This window comes from Sphingomonas sp. 67-41, assembly GCF_001899725.1.
Lineage (GTDB): Bacteria > Pseudomonadota > Alphaproteobacteria > Sphingomonadales > Sphingomonadaceae > Sphingomonas > Sphingomonas leidyi.
In genome coordinates this window covers 1-22,561 of the sequence record NZ_MKWJ01000035.1, presented here as the reverse complement: position 1 = coordinate 22,561, position 22,561 = coordinate 1, and the positions used below count along the sequence as shown (strand labels likewise).

At 66.3% G+C, this 22,561-nt stretch carries 23 protein-coding genes; 9 read left to right on the top strand and 14 right to left on the bottom strand.

Translation table 11 applies throughout. The annotated features are described in order from the left end of the window. From BGP17_RS23720 to BGP17_RS23695, 6 genes are all read right to left on the bottom strand, one after another. A partial coding sequence (locus BGP17_RS23720) for a transposase family protein (protein WP_502688454.1) occupies nucleotides 1-897 on the bottom strand: 897 nt, incomplete at its 3' end. A gap of 392 nt (nucleotides 898-1,289) precedes the next feature. Continuing rightward, complete coding sequence (locus BGP17_RS23715; RefSeq protein ID WP_167298955.1) at nucleotides 1,290-3,092, bottom strand: acyl-CoA dehydrogenase C-terminal domain-containing protein; 1,803 nt, start codon at nucleotides 3,090-3,092, stop codon at nucleotides 1,290-1,292. Nucleotides 3,093-3,109: 17 nt separating this feature from the next. Beyond that, a complete protein-coding gene (locus BGP17_RS23710) occupies nucleotides 3,110-3,529 on the bottom strand; it encodes a MerR family transcriptional regulator (RefSeq protein WP_286713940.1) in 420 nt (139 codons plus the stop codon). Nucleotides 3,530-3,733: 204 nt separating this feature from the next. Beyond that, nucleotides 3,734-4,240 carry a hypothetical protein gene (locus BGP17_RS23705; RefSeq protein WP_167298954.1) on the bottom strand — a complete coding sequence of 169 codons (507 nt, stop codon included), beginning with the start codon at nucleotides 4,238-4,240 and terminating at the stop codon, nucleotides 3,734-3,736. Beyond that, entirely contained in the window at nucleotides 4,237-4,593 is a 357-nt protein-coding gene (hisI, locus tag BGP17_RS23700; RefSeq protein ID WP_167298953.1) for a phosphoribosyl-AMP cyclohydrolase, read from the bottom strand. The genes BGP17_RS23705 and hisI overlap by 4 nt, the downstream gene beginning before the upstream one ends. Nucleotides 4,594-4,724: 131 nt before the next feature. Then, nucleotides 4,725-4,979 (bottom strand): DUF7218 family protein, encoded by a 255-nt coding sequence (locus BGP17_RS23695; protein WP_167298952.1) that lies wholly within the window; start codon nucleotides 4,977-4,979, stop codon nucleotides 4,725-4,727. Between the two features lie 131 nt (nucleotides 4,980-5,110). On the opposite strand from BGP17_RS23695, the gene purF reads away from it, so the two are divergent. Together purF and BGP17_RS23685 are read left to right on the top strand one after the other, a co-directional pair. Then, nucleotides 5,111-6,571, top strand: a complete 1,461-nt coding sequence (gene purF, locus BGP17_RS23690) for an amidophosphoribosyltransferase (RefSeq protein ID WP_086129784.1) — start codon at nucleotides 5,111-5,113, stop codon at nucleotides 6,569-6,571. 7 nt (nucleotides 6,572-6,578) lie between these two features. Beyond that, nucleotides 6,579-7,292 carry an SDR family NAD(P)-dependent oxidoreductase gene (locus BGP17_RS23685; RefSeq protein WP_286713938.1) on the top strand — a complete coding sequence of 238 codons (714 nt, stop codon included), beginning with the start codon at nucleotides 6,579-6,581 and terminating at the stop codon, nucleotides 7,290-7,292. 37 nt (nucleotides 7,293-7,329) lie between these two features. Here BGP17_RS23685 and BGP17_RS23680 read toward each other — a convergent pair whose 3' ends face one another. The 7 genes from BGP17_RS23680 to BGP17_RS23655 form a co-directional block, all read right to left on the bottom strand. Next, nucleotides 7,330-8,511: a serine hydrolase domain-containing protein gene (locus BGP17_RS23680; RefSeq protein WP_286713937.1), complete on the bottom strand. Its 1,182-nt coding sequence runs from the start codon at nucleotides 8,509-8,511 to the stop codon at nucleotides 7,330-7,332. Then, nucleotides 8,508-9,749: an SAM-dependent methyltransferase gene (locus tag BGP17_RS23675; RefSeq protein ID WP_167298948.1), complete on the bottom strand. Its 1,242-nt coding sequence runs from the start codon at nucleotides 9,747-9,749 to the stop codon at nucleotides 8,508-8,510. Before BGP17_RS23675 ends, BGP17_RS23680 begins: the two co-directional genes overlap by 4 nt. A 52-nt stretch (nucleotides 9,750-9,801) precedes the next feature. Next, complete coding sequence (locus tag BGP17_RS23670) at nucleotides 9,802-10,968, bottom strand: acyltransferase family protein (protein ID WP_286713935.1); 1,167 nt, start codon at nucleotides 10,966-10,968, stop codon at nucleotides 9,802-9,804. A 138-nt stretch (nucleotides 10,969-11,106) separates the two neighbouring features. Further along, complete coding sequence (locus BGP17_RS23665) at nucleotides 11,107-12,141, bottom strand: 2-oxoacid:ferredoxin oxidoreductase subunit beta (RefSeq protein ID WP_167298946.1); 1,035 nt, start codon at nucleotides 12,139-12,141, stop codon at nucleotides 11,107-11,109. Beyond that, complete coding sequence (locus BGP17_RS23905; protein ID WP_353681894.1) at nucleotides 12,138-12,317, bottom strand: CPCC family cysteine-rich protein; 180 nt, start codon at nucleotides 12,315-12,317, stop codon at nucleotides 12,138-12,140. The genes BGP17_RS23665 and BGP17_RS23905 overlap by 4 nt, the downstream gene beginning before the upstream one ends. Then, complete coding sequence (locus BGP17_RS23660; RefSeq protein WP_286713934.1) at nucleotides 12,317-14,260, bottom strand: 2-oxoacid:acceptor oxidoreductase subunit alpha; 1,944 nt, start codon at nucleotides 14,258-14,260, stop codon at nucleotides 12,317-12,319. The genes BGP17_RS23905 and BGP17_RS23660 overlap by 1 nt, the downstream gene beginning before the upstream one ends. A 78-nt stretch (nucleotides 14,261-14,338) precedes the next feature. After that, entirely contained in the window at nucleotides 14,339-15,247 is a 909-nt protein-coding gene (locus tag BGP17_RS23655) for a histone deacetylase family protein (protein ID WP_167298944.1), read from the bottom strand. 121 nt (nucleotides 15,248-15,368) lie between these two features. Between BGP17_RS23655 and BGP17_RS23650 the strand changes: the two genes are divergently transcribed. The 7 genes from BGP17_RS23650 to BGP17_RS23620 all read left to right on the top strand — a co-directional run bounded on the left by BGP17_RS23650 (nucleotide 15,369) and on the right by BGP17_RS23620 (nucleotide 22,073). After that, complete coding sequence (locus tag BGP17_RS23650) at nucleotides 15,369-15,848, top strand: RNA pyrophosphohydrolase (RefSeq protein WP_286713933.1); 480 nt, start codon at nucleotides 15,369-15,371, stop codon at nucleotides 15,846-15,848. A 44-nt stretch (nucleotides 15,849-15,892) separates the two neighbouring features. Further along, a complete protein-coding gene (locus tag BGP17_RS23645) occupies nucleotides 15,893-16,807 on the top strand; it encodes a DUF481 domain-containing protein (protein WP_167298942.1) in 915 nt (304 codons plus the stop codon). Nucleotides 16,808-16,927: 120 nt separating this feature from the next. Beyond that, nucleotides 16,928-18,136 (top strand): hydrolase, encoded by a 1,209-nt coding sequence (locus BGP17_RS23640; protein ID WP_286713931.1) that lies wholly within the window; start codon nucleotides 16,928-16,930, stop codon nucleotides 18,134-18,136. After that, nucleotides 18,133-19,143 carry an arginine N-succinyltransferase gene (locus BGP17_RS23635; protein WP_286713930.1) on the top strand — a complete coding sequence of 337 codons (1,011 nt, stop codon included), beginning with the start codon at nucleotides 18,133-18,135 and terminating at the stop codon, nucleotides 19,141-19,143. Before BGP17_RS23640 ends, BGP17_RS23635 begins: the two co-directional genes overlap by 4 nt. Next, on the top strand, nucleotides 19,143-20,384 hold the full coding sequence (locus BGP17_RS23630; RefSeq protein ID WP_286713929.1) for an N-succinylarginine dihydrolase: 1,242 nt from the start codon (nucleotides 19,143-19,145) through the stop codon (nucleotides 20,382-20,384). Before BGP17_RS23635 ends, BGP17_RS23630 begins: the two co-directional genes overlap by 1 nt. A gap of 104 nt (nucleotides 20,385-20,488) precedes the next feature. Continuing rightward, nucleotides 20,489-20,701, top strand: coding sequence for a hypothetical protein (locus tag BGP17_RS23625; RefSeq protein ID WP_167298938.1), 213 nt, complete (start codon nucleotides 20,489-20,491; stop codon nucleotides 20,699-20,701). A gap of 70 nt (nucleotides 20,702-20,771) precedes the next feature. After that, nucleotides 20,772-22,073, top strand: coding sequence for a sensor histidine kinase (locus BGP17_RS23620; RefSeq protein WP_286713927.1), 1,302 nt, complete (start codon nucleotides 20,772-20,774; stop codon nucleotides 22,071-22,073). A gap of 5 nt (nucleotides 22,074-22,078) precedes the next feature. On the opposite strand, the gene BGP17_RS23615 is transcribed toward BGP17_RS23620, so the two are convergent. After that, nucleotides 22,079-22,366, bottom strand: a complete 288-nt coding sequence (locus BGP17_RS23615) for a barstar family protein (RefSeq protein WP_286713926.1) — start codon at nucleotides 22,364-22,366, stop codon at nucleotides 22,079-22,081. Nucleotides 22,367-22,561 lie beyond the last annotated feature (195 nt).

The window sequence follows — 22,561 nt, the reverse complement described above, 5'->3', positions numbered from 1 at the left end:
ACCGTTGAGGCCAAACACTGCCATCGTCCCATTGAGGCGAACTTCGACCTTAACGTAGGGCCCAATAGCGAGAAGGTCTTCGACGGTTCCCTTGATCCGATATTCTTGACCGTCAAACGAAAAGGTTAGCTGCTTGGTTACGCGGCGCATTTGCACCTGCGAAAATGCGCCGTCTAGGTCGTAGTCAGCAGTGGAGCGATGATGGTTATCTTCTTGCCGTGGAGGCTTGGCAAAGCGTTTGTTGTGCTGTTTGACGTATTCGGAAGCAAATGCATTGGCCTCCTCAATCGTGCGAACCCCCGCCAGGCGCATGGCCTTCACCATTCTATCTTGAAGCACCCGATTTGTGCGCTCGACACGTCCCTTGGTTTGAGGAGTGAGGGCGAAGGAATGGAGAATGTTGAGCTTCAGCTCCTTTACGAGTCGATCCTGCAGGGTTCGATTGGCTCGCTCGACACGCCCTTTTGCTTGCGGCGTTTCGGCACAGATAACCTTAATATAGAGCCGGCTACAGGCTCGTGAGAACTGCGTCAGCGTCCGTACGCCAATCGCGGTGGGATTCGTCGCACGAAAGATGCTGTGCCGGTCAGAGAAGAGGGCGAGGGGGCAACCGAACTCTTCGATGTACGATTTCAGGCACGCCATGTAATTGTAAGAACTTTCGTGCTCCACGAAACGTAGGATTTTCAACTCGCTGGTGGCATCGTCGATGAAAACGAGCAGGCAGCATTCGTTTCCACGCTTTTCGAACCAGCGATGGTAGGACCCATCTACCTGAACAAGCTCGCCTCGACGATCACGTGGTTTTCTAGGGGAATGGATCTTGGGCTCTTTGCTCTCACGATCGACCCAAATACCGTCTCTTTTCATCCATCGAGTGCAGCCCGTCTGGTCCAAACTCCACGTATCGGGCGACCATTCGATACATCGTAGGCCGTGAGACCTCTAGCGAGGCACGCGAATCTCGAGCTTTCAAATCGCCCGCGAGATAGGCCTTTATCGCTTTGATTTCGTAGGATTCATCATCGACCTCAATTTCAGGTTCGCTTACGTCCCTGGCGCACACAACCTCCAAGGGACGGGACAAATCCCGCCAACGCGTGAGGCGAGTCTCATTTCGAATTTGGAGAAACGTCTCACTTGGAAGTTGCGCTTGCACAACCGAAAGATCGATAATATACATTATGTAAAATACAGGTGGCTTCAGGGATGGGGCGTTACGCCCCCTCGCGCATCTTTCCCTGGCCATCCGGCCCCCGGCCAAAGCCGGGGACCCTGGCGAAACGCGGTCATGCGGCGCGGAACAGCTCCGGATCGAGCGCCATCACCGTTTCGCTGCCCGCCTCGATCTTGCGACGCAGGCCGCTCGCGTCCGGAAGGAAGCGCTCGGCATAGAAGCGCGCGGTAACCAGCTTGGCCTCGTAGAAGCGGGTGTCGCCGCCGCCGGCGGCCAGCGCGGCGGCCGCTGCCCGGGCCATGCGCAGCCACATCAGCCCGAGCGCGACGGTGCCGGTAAGCTGCATATAGGGATAAGCGCCCGCGCCGACGTCATTGGGGTTCTTGAAGCCGTTCTGGGCGAGCCACATCGTCGCGCCCTGGAGATGGCCCAAGGCCTTTTCCAGACCCTCCGCCAGCACGGCGAACCGGGCGTCGCCCTTGGCGGCGGCGGCTTCCTCGGCGACCAGCTTGAAAAAGGCCTGGACCGCGCGGCCGCCGTTCATGGCGAGCTTGCGGCCGACCAGGTCCATCGCCTGCACGCCGTTGGTGCCCTCATAGATCATCGAGATGCGGGCATCGCGGACATATTGCTCCATGCCCCATTCGGCGATGTAGCCATGGCCGCCATAGACCTGCTGGCTGTCGGTCGCGACCTTGTAGCCGATATCGGTGCCGACGCCCTTGATCACCGGCGTGAGCAGGCCGACCAGATCGGCGGCGAGCTGGCGCTCCTCCTCGGTGCCGGCGGCATGTTCCAGATCGACCTGGAGCGCCCCCCACAGGCAGAGCGCCCGCAGCGCCTCGGTCTGCGCCTTGGCCTCCATCAGCATGCGGCGCACGTCCGGGTGGACGAACAGCGTGTCGGCCTTTTCGTTCGGCTCCTGCGGGCCGGTGAGCGCGCGGCCCTGGCGGCGGTCATGCGCATATTGGACGGCGTTCTGAAGGGCGACCTCGCCCACGCCCAGGCCCTGGAGGCCCACGCCCAGGCGCGCCGCGTTCATCATGATGAACATGGCGGCGAGGCCCTTCATCTCCTCGCCGACCAGCCAGCCCGTGGCTCCGTCATAGTTCATCACGCAGGTCGAATTGGCGTGGATGCCCATCTTGTGCTCGATCGAGCCGCACGAAACGGCGTTGCGCGCGCCGAGCGAGCCGTCGTCGTTGACCAGGAACTTGGGCACCACGAACAGCGAGATGCCCTTGCTGCTCTCCGGCGCGCCCGGGGTCTTGGCAAGGACGAGGTGGATGATGTTCTCGGTCAGGTCGTGCTCGCCCGAGGAGATGAAGATCTTGGTGCCGGTGATGCTGAACGAGCCGTCCGCCTGGGGCTCGGCCTTGGTCTTGATCAGGCCGAGATCGGTGCCGCACTGCGGCTCGGTGAGGTTCATCGTGCCGCCCCACTCGCCCGCGACCATCTTGGGGACGTATTTCTCCTGCTGCTCGGGCGAACCCTTGACCAGCAGCGCCGCGACGGCGCCATGGGTGAGGCCCGGATACATGGCGAACGCCATGTTCGAGGAGATCATGAACTCCTGAAAGGCCGTGGAGATGACGTGCGGCATCCCCTGCCCGCCGACCGCCTCGGGAAAGCTGAGCGTGCCCCAGCCGCTCTCGACGAACTGGGCATAGGCCTGCTTATAGCCGTCCGGCGTGGTGACGCTGCCGTCGTCATGGCGGGTGCAGCCCTGCTGGTCGCCCGAATGGTTGAGCGGGAACAGCACTTCGGCGACGAACTGGCCGCCCTGCTCGAGCACCGCGTCGACCGTGTCCGGCGTCGCATTCTCGAAGCCCGGAAGATTGGCGTAGCGATCGAGGCCGATCACCTGCTCGAGAATGAAGCGCGTGTCGCGCACCGGCGGAGTATATTGGGGCATTTCAGGTTCCTCGGGGGCTAGTCGCTGCTTTTGAGCAGCTCGACGAATTGCTGGAGCTCGGCGATGTGCGCGTCGATGTCGCGCTTCTGGTTCTCGAGCAGGCCGATCCGCTCGAGGCAGCGTTCGAGCGTGACCTGCACCTGGGTACGGCGGCCGTCGCCGACATCGTAGAGATCGATCATCTCGCGGATCTCGGCCAGGCTGAAGCCGACGCGCTTGCCGCGCAGGATCCAGGCGAGCCGCGCGCGATCGCGGTGCGAATAGATCCGGGTGGTGCCGCGGCGCTCGGGCGCGATCAGGCCCTCATCCTCATAGAAACGCAGCGCCCGCGGCGTGACCGAGAATTCGGCGCACAGGTCCGAAATGGTGAAGGCGTCGCGATCCGGACGCGATTCGATCGGCGCCAGGGCCTCGAGCGGAAAGGCTGGTGCGTTCATGGGCATGGAAACTACCTTCCCTTTACGTGAACGTCAACTCTTTGGGCGCCGAAAGGCCGCGAAGGTCGCGACCCCATCCTCTCGCCTCGCCGTTCGGCATGCGCGGATGCGCCGCCCACAAGGGGCGCGGCAGGATCCATGTTCGCGCATCGACATGACGCGCGTGTTTCAGGGGAAATCGCGGTGGGGAATATGCGTCCCCCTCTAGCCGCCCCCGCAGAGCCTGCGCCCATTGGCGTCGCGCATCGCCGATGCCTCGGCGGCTGATTCGCTCAGCCGGACGACTTCGAGGCCGGCATAGGAGGCGCGCCTGGCGCAATAGCGGTTGCAGCCGTCAGGCAGCGCGCCCGGAAAGGCGATCTTGTCGCCATCATATTTCGCGTCGAACGAGCAGCTGCCGTCCTCGCCCAGCTCGATATGGAGCGACTCCCCTACCCGGCTCGCCCGGCCGGAGCCGCTGCAGGTGATCCGGTCGCCATAGTCGACGAAAGCGCCGATCCGGTAGCCGAGCTGCTCGTCGGGGACGATGCAGATGCGATCGGTGTCGCGAGCATAGAGGCCGGCGATATCGGTATCGGCGGGGTTGCGGATCAGGCCGCGCTCGATAGCGGCCTTCTCCAGGTCCTGGGGAGGCTGGGGCTTGTCGGCCTGCTTGGCGCCGCCGGAGCAGGCCGCCACGAGCAGCGCGAGGAACAGCCCGGCGCGCTTCATTTGCGGACGAGCTTTCCGCCCTCGATTGCGCGGTAGAAGCAACTGGGCGCGCCGGTATGGCAGGCGGGGCCGCGCGGTTCGACCTTGAGCCAGACGCAATCCTGATCGCAATCGATGCGGGCCTCGACCACCTTGAGGACATGGCCCGAGGTCTCGCCCTTCTTCCAGAGCCTGCCCCGGCTGCGCGACCAGAAGGTCGCCTCGCCGCTGTCGAGCGTCGCCTGGAGCGCCTCGGCATTCATGTGCGCGACCATGAGCACCGTGCCGTCGGGCGCGGTGCAGACGGCGGTGATCAGGCCGGCCGCGTCATATTTCGGGTCGAGCAAGGTGCCCGTTTCGCGATTGGTGTCCACGCCAGATATCTAGCGTGCCAAGCCCCCATCGTCATCCCCGCCAAGGCGGCGATCCGGGGTAGCGACGCGACGTCGCGCGTGGCTCTGGCTCCCCGTCTTCGCGAGGATGGCGCTCGAGGGGTGGATGGCGGTCATCCATGCTCCCGGATCGCCTTCGCCAGCGCGCCCTTGTCCATCCCCGAGCGGCCTTCGATGCCGATCTCCTTCGCCTCGTCGTAGAGTTGCTTCTTCGAGCGGCTCTCCAGCGTGCCACCGGGATGGTGGAGCGTGCCCGCCGCCTGGGCGTTGGCGATTCGCGCCGCCTTTTCCTTCGAGGCGCCTTCGTCGCGGAGTTTCTCGTAGAGTTCGCCGTTCCTGATCTGCGGTCCGTGGTCGTGCCCGGGCATGGATCGTCTCCTTCTGCCCTGAAAAACCAACGAAAAACCCAGCAAGTTCATTTCTTTGTGACAGACCGGCGACAAACCGCGCCGAAGCGCCTATATGCCCGCTCGACAGTTCCCAACCCCCTCGAGGGCTGATGCTTACCACGAACCCGTTCGATGACGACAAGCTGCGCGAAGAGTGCGGCATTTTCGGCGTATCCGGCATGGACGGCGCCGCCGCCGCGGTTGCGCTCGGCCTGCACGCGCTGCAGCACCGCGGCCAGGAGGCGGCGGGCATCACCAGCTTCGACGGCCACCAGTTCCACACGCATCGCGCGATGGGGCATGTGGCGGGCAATTTCGATCGCGACGAAGTGATCCGCGCGCTGCATGGCAATGTCGCCTGCGGCCATGTGCGCTACTCGACCACGGGCGAGACCGCGCTGCGCAACGTGCAGCCGCTCTATGCCGAGCTGGCGAGCGGCGGCTTTGCGATCGCCCATAACGGCAATATCTCGAACGCGATGCGCCTGCGCCGCGACCTGATCCGCCGCGGCGCGATCTTCCAGTCGACGTCGGACACCGAGGTGATCATCCACCTCGTCGCCACTTCGCAGTTCCGCACGCTGATCGACCGGTTCATCGATGCGCTGAAGCAGGTCGAGGGCGCCTATTCGCTGATCGTGATGACGCCCGAGGGCATGATCGCCTGCCGCGATCCGCTGGGCATCCGCCCGCTGGTGATGGGCAAGCTCGACGACACGATCGTGTTCGCATCGGAGACGGTGGCGCTCGACGTGGTCGGCGCCGACTATGTCCGCGACGTCGAGCCGGGCGAGCTGGTGATCGTGAAGGGCGGTGAGATCAGCTCGCACAAGCCGTTCGCGCCGGTGGGGCCGCGGCCCTGCATCTTCGAATATGTCTATTTCTCGCGCCCGGATTCGATCAGCAACGATCGCTCGGTCTATTCGGTGCGCAAGGCGATCGGCGCGCAGCTGGCGATCGAGATGCCGGTCGAGGCCGACCTGGTCGTGCCGGTGCCCGATTCGGGCGTGCCGGCGGCGATCGGCTATGCCCAGCAGAGCGGCATTCCGTTCGAGCTCGGCATCATCCGCTCGCACTATGTGGGCCGCACCTTCATCCAGCCGGGCGATAAGGTCCGCCACCTGGGCGTGAAGCTGAAGCACAACGCCAATCGCGAGCTGATCAAGGGCAAGCGCGTGGTGCTGATCGACGATTCGATCGTGCGCGGCACCACGTCGCTGAAGATCGTGCAGATGATGCGCGAGGCCGGCGCGGCCGAGGTGCACATGCGCATCGCTTCGCCGCCGACGCGGCATTCGTGCTTCTACGGCGTCGACACCCCCGAACGCGCCAAGCTGCTGGCGGCCAAGCTGGACGTGGGCGGGATGACCGACTTCATCCATGCCGACAGCCTGGCCTTCATCTCGATCGACGGCCTGTACAAGGCACTGGGCGAGGCGCACCGGGCGGACATCCATCCGAAATATTGCGACGCCTGTTTCACCGGCGAATATCCGACCACGCTGACCGACCAGGACGAGAACGGTCCGCCGGACGACCAGTTCGCGCTGCTCCACGAGCGGGTGGGCTGATCCGGCGATGAGCGAAGGGGCACTTTCGGGGCGCATTGCGCTCGTCACCGGCGCAAGCCGCGGTATCGGTGCGGCGACGGCACTGGAACTGGCCAGGCAAGGCGCGCATGTGGTCCTCACCGCACGGACCGCGGGCGGGCTCGAGGAAGTCGAGGAGGCGATCTTCGCGGCGGGCGGATCGGCGACGATCGCGCCGCTGGACCTGGCGGAGAATGACGGGATCTCCCGCCTCGCCGAGGCGATCTCCGGGCGCTGGGCCGCCCTGGATGTGCTCGTGCTCAACGCGGCGACGCTCGGCACGCTGAGCGCGGTGCCGGCGATCGACTTCAAGGAATTCGCCAAGGTGCTGACGCTCAACGTCACCGCCCAGGCGGCGATGCTTGCCGCGTTCGATCCGATGCTCAAGGCATCGCGCGGCGCGCGGGTGATCGGCGTGACCTCCGGCGTGGGCCGCACGGCACGGGCCTATTGGGGCGTCTATGGCGCGTCGAAGGCGGCATTCGAGAACCTGCTGCTCACCTATGGCGAGGAAGTCGCGCATATCAGCAAGGTGCGCGTCGGGATCGTCGACCCGGGCGCCACCCGCACCAAGATGCGCGCGCGCGCCTTCCCGGGCGAGGACCCGGCGACGGTGAAGGCGCCCGAGGTCGTGGCGGAGCGGATCGCGGCGCTGGCGGTCTCCGGGTTCGAGACCGGACATTTCGAGCGGGTGGCGGGCTAGGACTTCGACGGGCTCCGTTCGGAGTTGCCCGCAACGCCTACTTCGCCGCCGCCTCGAACAGCCGGTTGAGGAATGCCGTGCGTGCCTGGCCATAGGCGTCGTCGCTGGCCTTGGGTGCGGCGGCCGAGACCGCGATCACCACCTTCGACTTCGGATCGATGCGGATCGTCTGGCCGAAAATCCCCTGGGCGCCGAAGCGGCCCTCCGGATAGGTCCACCATTGATAGCCATAGCCCCGGCCCGGCACGCCGATATCGGCATGGGACGCGGTCGACCGGCGGTACCAGTCGGCAGGCACGGCGCCCTTCCCGCCTTCGAGCACGAACTGGCCCATCCGGGCATAGTCGCGCAACGACACCGAAAGGCAGCAGCCGCTGACTTCGTGGCCGGACGGATCGACCATCCAGAACGCGTCCTGCTCCATGCCGTACGGCTTCCAGATCTTCTCGCTGAGATAGGTGGCGAGCGGCTTCCCGGTGGCGCGCATCACCAGCACGCCGATCAGATTGGTCTCGCCGGTCTTGTAGACCCACTTTGTCCCGGGCGCGAATTCGCGCGGGAGTTTCTTCATGTAGAAGACAGTGGGGTCCTCCCCCGCCGGCACCGGCTCGAGGAACATGCGCGCGACATCGGACTTGGGATCCGTGTAATCCTCGTTCCACTTGACCCCCGAGGTCATGGTGAGGAGCTGGGCGATCGTCACGCCGTCATAGCCGCTGCCGGCCAGCTCGGGGATATATCGGGTCACCGGCTCGTCGACCGACTTTATGAAGCCGTCCCCGATCGCGGTGCCGACGAGCGACGAAGTGAAGGATTTGGCGACCGAGAAGCTGGTCCAGCGCCCCTGTTGCGAATAGCCGCGGGCATAGCGTTCGAGCACGATCTTGCCGTCCTTGAGGACGATTAGCCCGGCGATGTTCTGCTGGGCGATGAAGGCGTCGAGATCGGCATCGGGAAAGGCCAGCGGCTTGCCGACGGGCAGCGGATGGACCTTGCCGCCCGCCTGGACGATATGGCCGGGGAAGAGCTTCTCCATGTGCGGAAAATTCTGGTCGCGCTGGGCCTGGCTCCAGAACAGCACTTCGGCACCGACCTTGCGGAGGCCCGAATTGTCACCGGGCTGCATCTGCACGCCGGGCGACGCGATTGCCTGGGCCATCGCTCCCTGCCCCGCGAATGTTCCAAGCGCCAGCGCGCCCGCCAGAAGCCAGTTCCTCATATCCTCTCCTCCTTCACCAAGGTGAGCTGGACGACGTCGATCCCGCCGCCTCTGAACCCACCTTCGCAATACATGAGATAATAACGCCACAAGTCGATGAACCTGTTGTCGAATTTCTTCGGTAGCTCACCCGCCTCCACCACCGCGTCGAACGTTTCGCGCCAGCGCCGCAGCGTCTCGGCATAGTCGGCGCCGAAGCTGGTGCGATCGCGCCAGGACAGGCTCCGCGCCTCGGCAAGCGCGCGCAGGCGGGCTTCCGAGAGCAGCATCCCGCCGGGGAAGACATAGGCCTGGATGAAATCGACGTTCGCGGCATAGTCTTCGAAGAAGGCGTCGTCGAACGTGATGATCTGCAGCGCCGCGCGGCCGCCCGGCTTCAGCGCCCCGGCGATCGCGTCCAGATAGGCCGGCCAATATTCCCGCCCCACCGCTTCGGCCATCTCGATGCTGGCGACCGCGTCATAGCTTCCGCCGACGTCGCGATAGTCGGTGAGGGTGAAGCGCGCGCCATGCGGGACACGGGCTTCCGCCCAGGCCTTCTGCTCGGTCGAGAGGGTGATGCCGTGAACCCTGCGCCCCTCCCGCACCGCCAGTTCGGCGAAGCTGCCCCAGCCGCAACCGATCTCGAGAATCTCCTCGCCCGGCCGCGTGGCCGTCCGGGCGAGGATCGCGGCAAGCTTCGCCTGCTGGGCTTCCCCGAGCGATTGGCCAGGCGCGGTGAACAGCGCGCTCGAATAGGTCATGCCGGGATCGAGCCAGAGCCGATAGAAGTCGTTGCCCAGATCGTAATGGAAATGGATGTTCCGCCGCGAGCCGTGACGATCGTTGCGCCGCATCGCATGGATCAGGCGCTTGATGCGGAGCGATGGGCCGGTGGCCCGGGCCTGGCGGGCGAGTTCGGCGCGATTGCAACCGAACAGCGCAAAGAGCGCCACCGGATCCGGGCTCGCCCATTCGCCAAGGGTCCAGGCCCGGTACCAGCCGATCGAGCCGCCCATCGCGAGCCGGAGCAACGCACGCCAGCTGCGCAGATCCACGGTCGCGGCGGGCCCTTCCTCCCGGCCACCGAGCAGTCGCGCGGCTCCGCCGGGCAGGCTGAGCGACAGGCTGCCCCGGGCGATGCCGGCATCGATCCTGTCGAGTTGGCGGCGGAAGAAGGGAGCGAGTGCCCGCGAGAGCCAGCCTCCCCCTTGCGGCGCGGGGGCGTTCGATGTGGACTGGCTCAGCGGCGCGTGCATTGCAGAGTGCACAATGCACGCGTCACTGAGTCGGGCAAGCCCAAGCTCGGCGCTAGGGTCCGTACTCGATGCGGCGTTTCACGCGCTCGCCATTGAACAGGTAGCGCAGTGCCGGGCTCAGCCTGATCAGCTTCCAGATCCCGTAGGAGCCGAGAAAGGCCGTCAGGCAGAGCAGGATGAATTTGGGCCAGATCGGAAGCGGGGCCAGGTCGATCCAGGGCGTTGCCAGCACGATCAGCGGCTCGTGGAACAGATAGATGACGAAGGAAGCCGAGACGAGTGCCTTCACCCAGCGGCGCTCGCCATCGATGAAATAGGCGAGCGCGCCGAGCGAGGCCTGGGTAAGACAGATCGCGGCGACGCCGGTGAACACGGGACGCCAGACCAGCGGGATCGACCGCGCGGCGAAGACCAGGGCGATGCTTGCGGCCAGGCCGACGAGGAACAGCATCCAGGAGAAGCGGGCGAAGCGCCGGTCGAGCGCCGGGATGCGCTGGAGTATCGCGCCAAGGGCGAACCAGGGCAGATAGTCGAGCGCATAGCGGGCCGAGAGGAAATTGATCGCGAAATTGTCCAGATAGCGGTAGCGCTCGAGCTGAAGCGCGCCGAGGCCGCACAGGCCGAGGACGATGCCGGTGGCGAGCGTGAGCGGCACGAACCAGCGGACGAGCCCCGGCCGCTCCCCCTCGATCCCGGCATGGGCGAGCCCGGGGAACAGCCAGACCAGGCCGGCAAGCCCGGCGGTGTAGTACAGCAGCACCTGCACGAACCAGAGATGTTCGAACGGATTGCGCTCGGCCCAGGTCATGATCTCCCACCAGCGCACCAGGGGCTGCGGATGGCCGGTTTCCACCAGGAGCAGGAAATGCATCGCGGGTACCAGCAGCAGCGTCCCCGCGAGGAAGGGCGGGACGAGCCGGTGGAGGCGTGACGGGAGATAGCTCGCCACCGGTCGGCGCTGGAGCAGCATCGCGGCGAAATAGCCGGCGATCATGTAGAAGCCCGGCATGCGGAACAGGTGGAGATAGTCGGCGAGCTGGATGAAGTCGCGCGACCGCTCGTGCATATTGGCGATCCACGGCCCGGGACGGACGGTGAGCGCGGCGTGATAGGGAATGCCGAACAGCAGGAATACCGCCCGCAAGGCATCGAGATCGTGGCGCCGGGCCCGCTCCTCGGGTGCGCGGAACGTGCCGGAGGTGCCGTTGCCGGGAGTCATCGCCGCCCGACGCGCCGGAGCGGCGTGACTGCATGGGGGATGAGGCCGGCGCTGGCACGGGTCAACATGAACGGTGCGATAGGCTTGCCCGCGCTCAATGCAAGCCGATAGCGATAACAGTCCGCGTTCATGCGGTTCTCAGAGCTTGTGCGGCTCCTTGTCGACCATCCAGGTCTGGCCCTTGGAAACGAGCTTCTGGAGATCGGCGGACTTGCCCTCGCTCGCGGCCCGGTTCTGGGCGGCGACCGCGCTTTCGAACGTCGGCGCGGGATCGTCGTAGAGCACGCCCAGCGCCATCGGGAACGGGCCGAAGGGCATCTCGACCAGCATGTGCGCGATGGCGCGGTTGGTGACGTTGTGGACGATCACTTCCGCTCCCTGCCAATCGCCATCGGCCACGTCGACGACCTTGAGCGTGAGCCGTTCCCGGTCGAGCGCGATGCCCTTGGCACCGCCGGCGAACAGCATCGGCTGGCCATGCTCGACCCACAGCTGGCCCAGCGCCGCATTGGGCTTGGCGGTGAAGGGCTCGAAGACCTCGTCGTTATAGACGATGCAGTTCTGGAAGATCTCGACGAACGCCGCGCCGCGATGGGCATGGGCGGCCTTGAGGACGCTCGGCAGGTTCTTGTGCACGTCGATCCCGCGCGCGACGAAGCGGGCGCCCGCCCCCAGCGCGAAGGCGCAAGGCTTGGCGGGATGGTCGACCGAGCCGAAGGGCGTGGACGGCGAGCGGGTGCCTTCGCGGCTGGTCGGCGAATACTGGCCCTTGGTGAGGCCGTAGATCTCGTTGTTGAACAGCAGGAACTGGCAGTCCAGGTTGCGCCGGAGCAGGTGCATCGTGTGGTTGCCGCCGATCGACAGCGCATCGCCGTCGCCGGTGATGATCCACACGTCGAGCTCCGGATTGGCGAGCTTCACCCCCGTCGCCACCGCCGGCGCGCGGCCGTGGATGGTGTGGAAGCCATAGGTCTCCATGTAATAGGGGAAGCGCGACGAGCAGCCGATGCCGCTGACGAACACGGTGTTCTCCGGCGCGACGCCCAGTTCGGGCATGGTGCGCTGCACGGCCTTGAGGATCGCATAATCGCCGCAGCCGGGGCACCAGCGAACCTCCTGGTCGGTCTCCCAGTCCTTGGGGGTGCTCGGGCGGATGGTGGTGATCTCGTTCATTCCACTGGCTTCCCTGTGCTACGCCAATGCTCTTGGGCCTCGATCAAAGACATGACATTCCTGCGGAACGGCTGCTCCGGCACATACCGAGCGTCAGAATCCTCGATCCAGTCGCAGGTCGGACAACTGGCCGCTTCCGCTAGCACGTGCTGCTCGCAAACGGGGCATGTGGTCACTATGGGTTCACCGCCTCCGGGCTCGGAAGCTGGCTGTCGTCGGACGGGACCTCCTGGTCGAAGTCGGCGCCGATATGCTGGGCGATGGCGGCTTCGATTTCGGCGATGCGGAAGGGCTGGCCGGAGACCTTGGTGAGCGACCTGGCATCGACGAGATACTGGTCACGCAGCAGCGTCTTGAGCTGGCCGGTATTCATTTCCGGTACAAGAACATGCTCGTAACTCTTTAGGAGATCACCGAGATTCTTCGGAAGCGGCCAGATGTGGCGGATATGGACATGGCTGACGTCATGCCCCCTGCTCCGCGCACGCCGCACGGCTTGCGCGATCGGGCCATAGGTGGAACCCCAGCCGACCACGGCGAGCTTGCCGCCCGCCTGCCCCTGCTCGATCGCCTGATCGGGCACCTCGATGCCCATCACCTTGTCGCGACGCGTGTTGGTCATCGCCTGGTGGTTGGCGGGGGAATAGTCGATATTGCCGCTGCCCTGCGCCTTCTCGATGCCGCCGATGCGGTGGAGCAGGCCCGGCGTGCCCGGCTTCACCCAGGGGCGCTTGAGCTTCGCGTCGCGGCCATAGGGCTGGAACTTCTCGCCCTCGGGCGGGACCTCCGTATGGAAGGTCACCGGGAACGGCGCATAGGCCGACATGTCCGGCACCTTCCAGGGCTCGGCGGCATTCTGGAGATAGCCGTCGGTGAGCAGCATCACCGGGGTCATGTATTGCGTGGCGATGCGCACCGCCTCGATCGCGACGTCGAAGCAGTCGGCGGCCGAGCGCGCGGCGATCACCGGCACCGGCGCATCGCCATTCCTGCCATAAACCGCTTGATATAGATCCGATTGCTCGGTTTTCGTGGGAAGTCCCGTGGAGGGGCCTCCGCGCTGGGCGTTGATGATCACCAGCGGCAGCTCGGTCATGATCGCCAGGCCGATCGCCTCGGTCTTCAGCGCGATGCCGGGCCCGGAGGAGCAGGTGACGCCGAGGCTGCCGGCATAGGCGCTGCCGAGCGCCGAGGCGACCGCGGCGATCTCGTCCTCCGCCTGGAAGGTAGTGACGTCATATTCCTTGTAACGCGACAGCGTGTGCAGGATCGCGCTGGCCGGGGTGATCGGATAGCCGCCGAAGAACATCGGCAGGCTCGCCAGCTGCGCGCCCGCGACCAGGCCGAGCGAGATCGACTCGGCGCCGGTGACGGTGCGGTAGAGCCCCGGCTCGGCGGGCGCGGCGGCGACCTGGCGCTGGCTGATGCCCATGGCGCCCAGTTCCGCCGTCTCGCCATAGGCATGGCCGGCGTTGAGGGCAGCGATGTTCGCTTCGGCCAGTTCGGGCGCCTTGGCGAACTTGGCCTTGAGCCAGTCGATCAGGGGCTGGCGATCGCGGTCGAACATCCAGAGCGCCAGGCCCAGCGTCCACATGTTCTTGCAGCGCAGCGCTTCCTTGTTCCCGAGGCCGAAGGGCTTCACCGCGTCGAGCGTCAGCTGCGAGATGTTGAGCTTGAGCAGCTGCCACTTGGCCAGGCTGCCATCCTCGAGCGGATTGGCGGCGTATTTCGCCTTGTCGAGGTTGCGCTGGCCGAACTCGCCCTCGTCGGCGATGATCAGCCCGCCGGGCTTGAGCGCATCGACATTGGTCTTGAGCGCCGCCGGATTCATCGCGACGAGCACGTCGGGCTGGTCGCCCGCGGTATCGATCTGCGCCGAGCCGAAATTGATCTGGAAGGCGGAGACGCCGAACAAGGTGCCCTGCGGGGCGCGGATCTCGGCGGGGAAATCGGGGAAGGTGGCGAGATCGTTGCCGGCCAGCGCGGTTGAGAGCGTGAACTGGCCGCCGGTGAGCTGCATGCCGTCGCCGGAATCACCGGCGAAGCGAACCACGATCGCTTCGGGTGCGGGATGCGCCGACGCCTCCTGGGGCGTGAGCGTGTGCGCGGCAGTCGCCATGGCCGGTATCCTGCGGTTCTCTATCGTTACAAGGACGTGTACGCCCCAATTTCTCCCAACCCAAAGTAGAAAATGCCCTCAGCCCTGCAAAGGCTCCTTTGCGGCCATGCTTCCCAGGGCGAGGACGGAGGCGACATGGCGCCGCGAGACCTCGAGCGCATCCTCGCCATAGCCGCCGCCCAGCGCGCTGGCGAAGGGGGTGCCGCGTGACGTCATGACGCCGGCGATCCAGCGGTCGCGAGCGACCAGCCCCCGGTAGCTCAGCGACAGGCGGCCGAGCCGGTCGCCGGCGAGCGGGTCGACTCCGGCCTGGTAGAGGACGAGATCGGGAGCGAATCCACGGAGCAGCGGCAGGAGCGTGCGCTCCAGCGTTTCCAGATATTCCGCATCGCCCACCCCGTCGGGCAGCGGCACGTCGAGCGTCGAGCGCGCCTTGCGGGCCGGGAAGTTCTTCTCCGCATGGATCGAGTAGGTGGCGATCTCCGGCCGTCCCGCGGTCAGCGCGGCGGTGCCGTCGCCCTGGTGCACGTCGCAGTCCACGATCAGGACGCGATAGCCCTCCTCCACCAGCCGGACGGCGGCGATGGCGAGGTCGTTGAACACGCAGAAGCCCGCACCGGTATTGGCCAGCGCGTGGTGGCTGCCGCCCGCGGTGTTGGCCGCGAAACCATGTTCCAGCGCAAGCCGGGCCGCCAGATAGGTGCCGCCGGGCACGACCTGGGACCGGCGGGCGACTTCGGGAGTGACCGGGAAGCCGATGCGGCGCTCCTTCTCGGGCGGGACGGCGGCGCGCAGCACTTCCTCGACATAGTCCGGATCGTGCACCGCTTCGAGCCAGGCGCGCGGCATCGGCTCGGGCTCGTGCCACACGAAGACGGGCCCTTCCGCGCGCAGCAGGTCGCGGACCAGGCCGTTCTTGTTCCACTGATACTGGCTGCGGGCCGGAGCGGGCGCGACATAGTCGGGATGGTGGACGAGGTGGATCACTTGCCCAAGCTAGGTATCCCGTCATCCCGGCGAAAGCCGGGATCTCTTGCGGCTCCCGCCCTGCGCCCTTGCCCGAGATCCCGGCTTTCGCCGGGGTGACGATATTTGTAGGTGGGAAGGCATGACCGACATTGCTTCCCTTCCCTATCGCCCCTGCGCGGGCGTGATGCTCCTCAACCGTGCCGGCCGGGTGTTCGTCGGCCAGCGGCTCGATTCGGTGCTCGAGGCCTGGCAGATGCCGCAGGGCGGGATCGATCCCGGCGAGGCACCGATCGAGGCGGCCTGGCGCGAGCTGTGGGAGGAGACCGGGGTGCGGTGCGATCTGGCCGAACTGATCGCCGAGGCGCCCGAGGAGCTCTATTACGACCTGCCCGAGGATCTGGTCGGCAAGGTGTGGAAGGGCAAGTGGCGCGGACAGCGCCAGCGCTGGTTCCTGTTCCGTTTCCTGGGCGAGGACGCCGACGTCAACATCGAGACCGCCGAACCCGAATTCCGTGCGTGGCGCTGGGCCGCCCCGCAGGACCTTCCCGACATCATCGTGCCGTTCAAGCGCGCGCTCTATAAGGAACTGTTGACCGTCTTTGGACAACATCTCGTCTGATCCTGCCCTAGTTTCGCTCCCATAACGGCGATACGGACCCGTTCATGCGCGCCCTGCTCCTTGCCCTGCCGCTGCTGCTTGCCAATGCGCCGGACGATGATCCGGCCGCCGCGGCCGATCCCACAGCCATCCCGGCGACGATCCGGGCAATGCTCGACGCCGCGATGGAATCCGGCAGCGAAAGCGATGTCGCCGTCATCGTCAAATATGCCCGCACCGCCTCGCCCGCGACGGCCGACCAGGTGGTGAAGATCGCCGCGGACTGGCGCAACGAGCGGACGAAGAAGGCCCAGGCCAAGATCCGCAGCGCCGATTTCTTCGCGCTGGTGAAGGGGCACGCCGAACTGGGTGGCTATGTGACCACCGGCAATACCGAGAATATCGGCATCACCGCAGCGCTGGAGCTCAAGCGCGAGGCGCTGCAATGGCGCCACAAGCTGCGGGTGCAGGCCGATTACCAGGAAAGCCTGGGCATCACGACGCGGGAACGCTATCTCGCCGCCTACGAGCCCAACTGGAAGTTCGACGACCGCGCCTATCTCTATGGCGCCGCGCAATATGAGAGCGATCGCTTCTCGGGCTTCACCGATCGCATCTCGCTGTCGAGCGGCATCGGCTACAGCGCGATCAAGTCGCCGGCGGTGAAGCTCGACCTCGAGGTCGGCCCGGCCTTCCGCTACACGCGCTTCATCAACGACACCGCCGAGAAGAACGCCGCGGCGCGCGGCAGCATCGATTTCGGCTGGAAGATCACCAAGGGCATCTCGGTGACGCAAGTCGCTTCGGCCTATATGCAGGATGCGAACAGCACGGTGTCGTCCAAATCGGCGCTGCTGACGCGCCTGATCGGGCCGCTGTCGGCGCAGTTCAGCTACTCGCTCCAATATGAAAGCACGCCGCCGCTCGGGCGCAAGACCACCGACACGACCAGCCGCGCGGCCCTGGTCGTCGATTTCTGACGTGGCGGTCGTCCTTTCGGCAAAGGCGCCGGCCCCAACTCCGAAGATCATGCCCTGATTGCATGAGATCCCAGCGTTCGGCGGGATGACGAAGATGGTTTTACGCGCTAGGTGCTCGGGATGACCGAGCTTTCCAAGACAGAATGCGCGGCAGTGGAGAGGGCCGCGGCGTCGCCCATGCTGGCGCGCACCGAGGCCTGGACTGCGATCAACAGCGGCACCCGCAACCTGGCGGGACTGGGCCGCATGGCCGATGCGCTGGCCGATGCCTTCTCCGTTCTGCCCGGCCACCTGGCGCTGCTGGACCCGGAGCCTGCCGAGAGCGTGACCGCCGACGGGCGCGTGGAGGCGCTGGCGCATGGCCGCCACCTTCATCTCGCCGTGCGGCCGGAGGCGCCGGTGCAGATCCTGCTCACCGGCCATATGGACACCGTCTACGGCGCCGATCATCCCTTCCAGGCGAACCGCTGGCTGCCGGACGGCAACCTCAACGCGCCGGGCGCCGCCGACATGAAGGGTGGGCTCGCGCTGATGCTCGCCGCGCTGGAGGCCGTGGAGGACAGCCCGCTCGCGGTGCGGCTTGGGTACGAGGTGTTGATCAATTCCGACGAGGAGACCGGCTCCTTCTCCTCCGCCAGGCTGATCGCCGGCGCTGCGAAGGGCAAGATCGCGGCGCTCACCTATGAGCCTGCTTTGCCCGACGGCACGCTGGCCGGCGCGCGGGGCGGCACCGGCAATTTCTCGATTCTCGTCCATGGCAAGTCGGCCCATGCCGGGCGCAATCCAGACGAGGGGCGCAACGCGCTCGTCGCCGCGGCCGACCTGGCGATGCGGCTGAATGACGCCAAGGCTCCCGGCCTGGCCGTCAACCCCGCGAAGATCGACGGCGGCGGACCCAATAATGTCGTACCGGAACTCGCGATCCTGCGCGTCAATTTCCGCCCCAGGGACAGCGAAGCGATAACCCGGGCGCGGATCGCGATCGACCAGGCGGTGGCGATCGTCTCGGTCAAGCATGACGTGCGCATCCATGTCCATGGCAGCTTCAATCGCCCGCCCAAGCCGCTGGACGCCGGTGCCGAGGGGCTGTTCGAGCTGGTGAAGGCGTCGGGTGCCGATCTGGGCATCCCCGTCGCATGGAAATTCTCCGGCGGCGTATGCGACGGCAACAACATCGCCGCGGCGGGCGTGCCGGTGGTCGACACCATGGGCGCGCGCGGCGGCCTCATCCACAGCGCCGAAGAATTCCTGATCCCGGAGAGCCTGGCCGAGCGCGCCGCCCTCTCCGCCGTCACCATGTTGCGTATCGCCGAGAAGGGGAAAATATGAGTTTCGTGATCCGTGCCGCCCGCGACGAGGATCTGCAGGCGCTCTACGAGATGGCGAAGCTGACTGGCGGCGGCTTCACCAATCTCCAGCCCGAGAAGGAAGTGCTCCGCGCCAAGCTCGCGCGCAGCCACGCCGCCTTCGAGCGCGGCGACGACGAGAGCGGCGACGACGTGTTCGTGCTCGTGCTCGAGAACATGGATACCGGCGAAGTGCGCGGCACCTGCCAGATCTTCACCGCGGTCGGGCAGCGCTGGCCCTTCTATTCCTATCGCCTCGCCACCGAGACCAAGCACAGCGAGGAACTGGGCCGCACCTTCCGTGCCGAGACGCTCAGCCTGGTCAACGACCTGGAAGGGGCCAGCGAGGTCGGCGGCCTGTTCCTGCACCCGGGCGAGCGCGCCGGCGGTCTCGGCATGCTGCTGGCGCGCAGCCGCTACCTCTTCATCGCGCGCCACCGCCATCGCTTCGCCGAGCGGATCCTGGCCGAGTTGCGCGGCGTGATCGACGAAGCCGGCGGGTCGCCCTTCTGGGACGGCGTCGCGGGGCGTTTCTTCGGGATGAACTTCCAGGAAGCGGACAGCTTCAACGCCGTCCATGGCAACCAGTTCATCGCCGACCTGATGCCCAAGCACCCGATCTATACGGCGATGCTGCAGGAGAGCGCGCGCGGCGTGATCGGCCTGCCCCACCCCTCCGGCCGCGCCGCGATGCGCATGCTGGAGAGCGAAGGCTTTGCCTGGGAACGCTATGTCGACATCTTCGACGGCGGCCCGACGATGACCGCGCGCACCGATCAGGTGAAGACGGTGCGTGACGCAAGGACCGCGACGGTGGTGGCGATCGAAGCCGGTGGCGAGGCGGCGCTGGTCGCCACGGGCAGGCTCCAGGAATTCCGGGTGACCCAGGGCCGCGTGGCCGAGCGCGAAGGCTGCGTGGCGATCGACTCGCGTACCGCCGAGCTGCTCGGCGTCGGCATGGGCGGCGAAGTCATGCATGTGGGGCGTTGATGCTGATCGAGATCAACTTCGACGGGATCATCGGCCCAAGCCACAATTATGCCGGCCTCAGCCATGGCAACCTCGCCGCAACGCGAAATCGGGGCGAGACGTCCTTCCCGCGCGCCGCGGCGCTGCAGGGGGTCGCCAAGATGCGCGCCAATCTCGCGCTCGGGCTCGCCCAGGGCATTTTCCTCCCCCATGCCCGGCCCGACCATCGCTGGCTCGCCAGCCTGGGCACGCGTTTCGAGGATGCTCCGCCGCATAGCCAGGCCCAGGCGCTGTCTGCCTCGCCGATGTGGGCGGCCAATGCCGCCACCGTCTCGCCCGCGCCCGACGCCGCGGACGGAACATGCCATCTCAGCGTCGCCAATCTGGTGACGATGCCCCATCGCAGCCATGAATGGCCCGAGACGCTGGCACAGCTCCGCCTCGCCTTCGCCGATCCCGCCTTCACGGTGCACGCTCCCGTGCCGGCACCGTTCGGCGACGAGGGCGCGGCCAATCACATGCGGCTTGCCGCCAGCCATGAAGCGCCGGGCGTGGAAGTGTTCGTCTACGGCATCTCGGGCGGCCCCTTCCCCGCGCGCCAGCACCCCGATGCGAGCGCGGCGGTGGCGCGGAAGCATCGGCTCGAGCGCGTCCTGTTCGTCCAGCAATCCGAGGAAGCGATTGCGGCGGGCGCGTTTCACAACGACGTGGTCGCGGTGGCGAACGGCCCCGTGCTGTTCGCGCACGAGCTGGCCTTTGCCGGGAAGGATCGCTTCTACGCCGATCTGCGCACGATGCTGCCTCAGGTCGAGATCGTCGAAGTGCCCGCTGCCCAGGTGAGCCTCGCGGATGCGATCAAATCCTATCTGTTCAATGCCCAGCTGGTCACCCTGCCCTCGGGCGAAATGGCGCTGGTGCTGCCCGGCGAGGCACGCGACACGCCGTCGGTATGGCGCTGGCTGCAGGAACATGTCGCAGGCAATGGCCCGATCCGGCGGCTCGAAGTGGTCGATGTTCGCCAGTCCATGGCCAATGGCGGCGGCCCCGCCTGTCTGCGCCTGCGCGTGGTGTGCGATCCTGCGACGGTCGACCCGCGCTTCCTGGTGGACGAAGGCAAGCTCGATCGCATCGCCAGGGTGATCGAGGCGCATTGGCCCGAGGCCATCCCCTTCGATTCGATTGCCGATCCGGCGCTGATCGCCCGGGTCGAGGCCGCGCGCCGGGTGCTGCTGGAGACATTGGAGATCCCGGAGCTCCTCTAGCGTCACGAACGGCCGAACCGTCGGAATAATTGACAGTTAACTATCTAATTTAACGCGAAACTACGTGTTTTGGCGCTTGGCCCGGCGCTTGCTTAACCTTTGCCATGCTCCATCGCATCCGTCGCCTGTTCACGATCAAGACCAAGTTCGAGGCCTTTCTGGTCATCTATGGCCTTGCCTGTGGCGCGACCGAACGCGGGGTCCATTATCTGGGGAAGTTTCCGGGCTGGGGTGGCTGGATGCTCTTCGCGTTGTGCCCGATTGCTGTATTCATGGCGGGCGCCAAGATACTGGACAGCTTCGATGTTCCGGATTGAGCGGGGAATTGCGTCTGTAATAGTCGGGGGCTAGGGCCGGCGAGCTGGCCTGTGGGGAGGTTCTGAGCGCGTGCGTTTGTTTCGAGGCATCTTTTCCTCTTTGGCGGCGCAGGCGCTGCTCGCGGCGATCGTGCCGGGCGGCCTGATGGTGTTCGTGATGCACGAGAGCCAGCAGGCCGAGCTGGCCCAGCGCGATCGCGAGCGGCTCGACGCCTTTGTCCAGACGGTTGCCGAAGCGGCCCGCGCCGGGCGCCCGCTCGATCAGGTCGCGAACCTGCCCGGGCCGCTTGCCGGCCGCGTCCTGCTCGTGGATCCGCAGGGCCACGCGATCGCCGGCCCCACCACCTCCCTGGCCGCGCGCGCCGAGCGCCCCGTCCAGGTCGACGGCCGCACGGTGGCGACGGCGCGGGTGGTCCGTCCGCCCGAACTTTCCGACCAGGACCGGCGTGTGCTCGCCACCCAGTATATCGGCGTGGCCGCCATCGTGGTGGTGCTGTTCGTGCTGCTGCTGGTGATGGCCTATGTCTTCGCGCGGCGCTGGTCGCGGCCGCAGCTCCAGCTCTACCGGATGAGCCGCGACGTGGTGAACGGCGACCTCGACCTTTATTTCGACGAGGAAGGGCCGGCCGAAGTGGTGGCGACGATGCGCAACCTGCGCCGCATCGCCAGCCAGTTCAGCCGCCTGGAAACCGCGCGCCGCACCTGGCTGGTCTCGATTTCGGGCGAGCTCAAGGGCCCGACCGAGAATATGGGCGAGCATTTCATCAAGCTGTGCGACGTGCAGCCGCCGCTTCCGCCCGCGCTGATCGGCGCGATCGAGGAGGATACCCGGCGGCTGATCCACATGGCGGAGGACTTGAACGCAGTCGCGCTCGCCGATCTCGGCCGCCTGCCCGTCACCTTCGCCTCGGTCGATCCGCGCGCGCTGATCCACAACGCCATCTATGCCGATCGCAAGCGCGCCGAGGCGCAGGGCGTGCGGCTGGAGACGAGCACGCTCCCCGAATATACGGTGATCGTGAAATGGGACGGCGCGCGAATCGAGCAGTTGTTCGGCGCGCTGATCGACAATTCGCTGCGCTACACGCCGCGCAATGGCCGCATCGTGCTGGGCCTGGAGAGTTCGCGCGACGCCTGGCGACTGATCATCGACGACAATGCGCCCGGCGTGGACGTAATGCTCGCCCAGCGCCTGTTCGAGCCTTTCTACCGCAGTTCGGATCGTGCCGACGAATCGGCGGCCTCGGGCCTGGGCCTGGCGACCGCGCGAGCGATCGTGGAGGCGCATCACGGGCGGATCGAGGCGAGCCGCTCGCCGATCGGCGGCCTGCGCGTGACCGTGATCCTGCCGGGCAATCCACCCACGGCCTGATTCGGTCAGGTGAGCTCGATCCGCGTCGCGGTCGACTCGGTCGCGATTCGGCGCAGCGCATCCAGGAAAGACGTGCCGTCCCGGCACTTCAGCGGCCGCAGCGCCTCCGAATGGGTGAAGACCAGCCTTGTCCCGCCGGGCCATCCCGGCCCTCCCGCTTCCACGGCGTCCCAGAAGGCGTCCAGATTGCGTCCGAACAGGTCCGCCTGCTCGGGGGCGGCAGCGTCGAGATAGCGTTGCCAGAACGCCCCCGGCGACGTCACCCCCGTGCAATCGATATGGATGGTCCGCATAATGCCTGCATCGCAGGGCGCGGCCGGAGCGCCAAGTACGCTCGAACCCCGGAACATAAAAACCCCGCTAAGCCGTTGGCCTAGCGGGGTTTTTAATGGCGCCCCGCACCGGATAAACATAACGAATATATCTCGCCGTTTGCCCTACTATAGCGCCGTCACTCCACGTCAGCTGATGCAGCGTGTCGCCGTGCG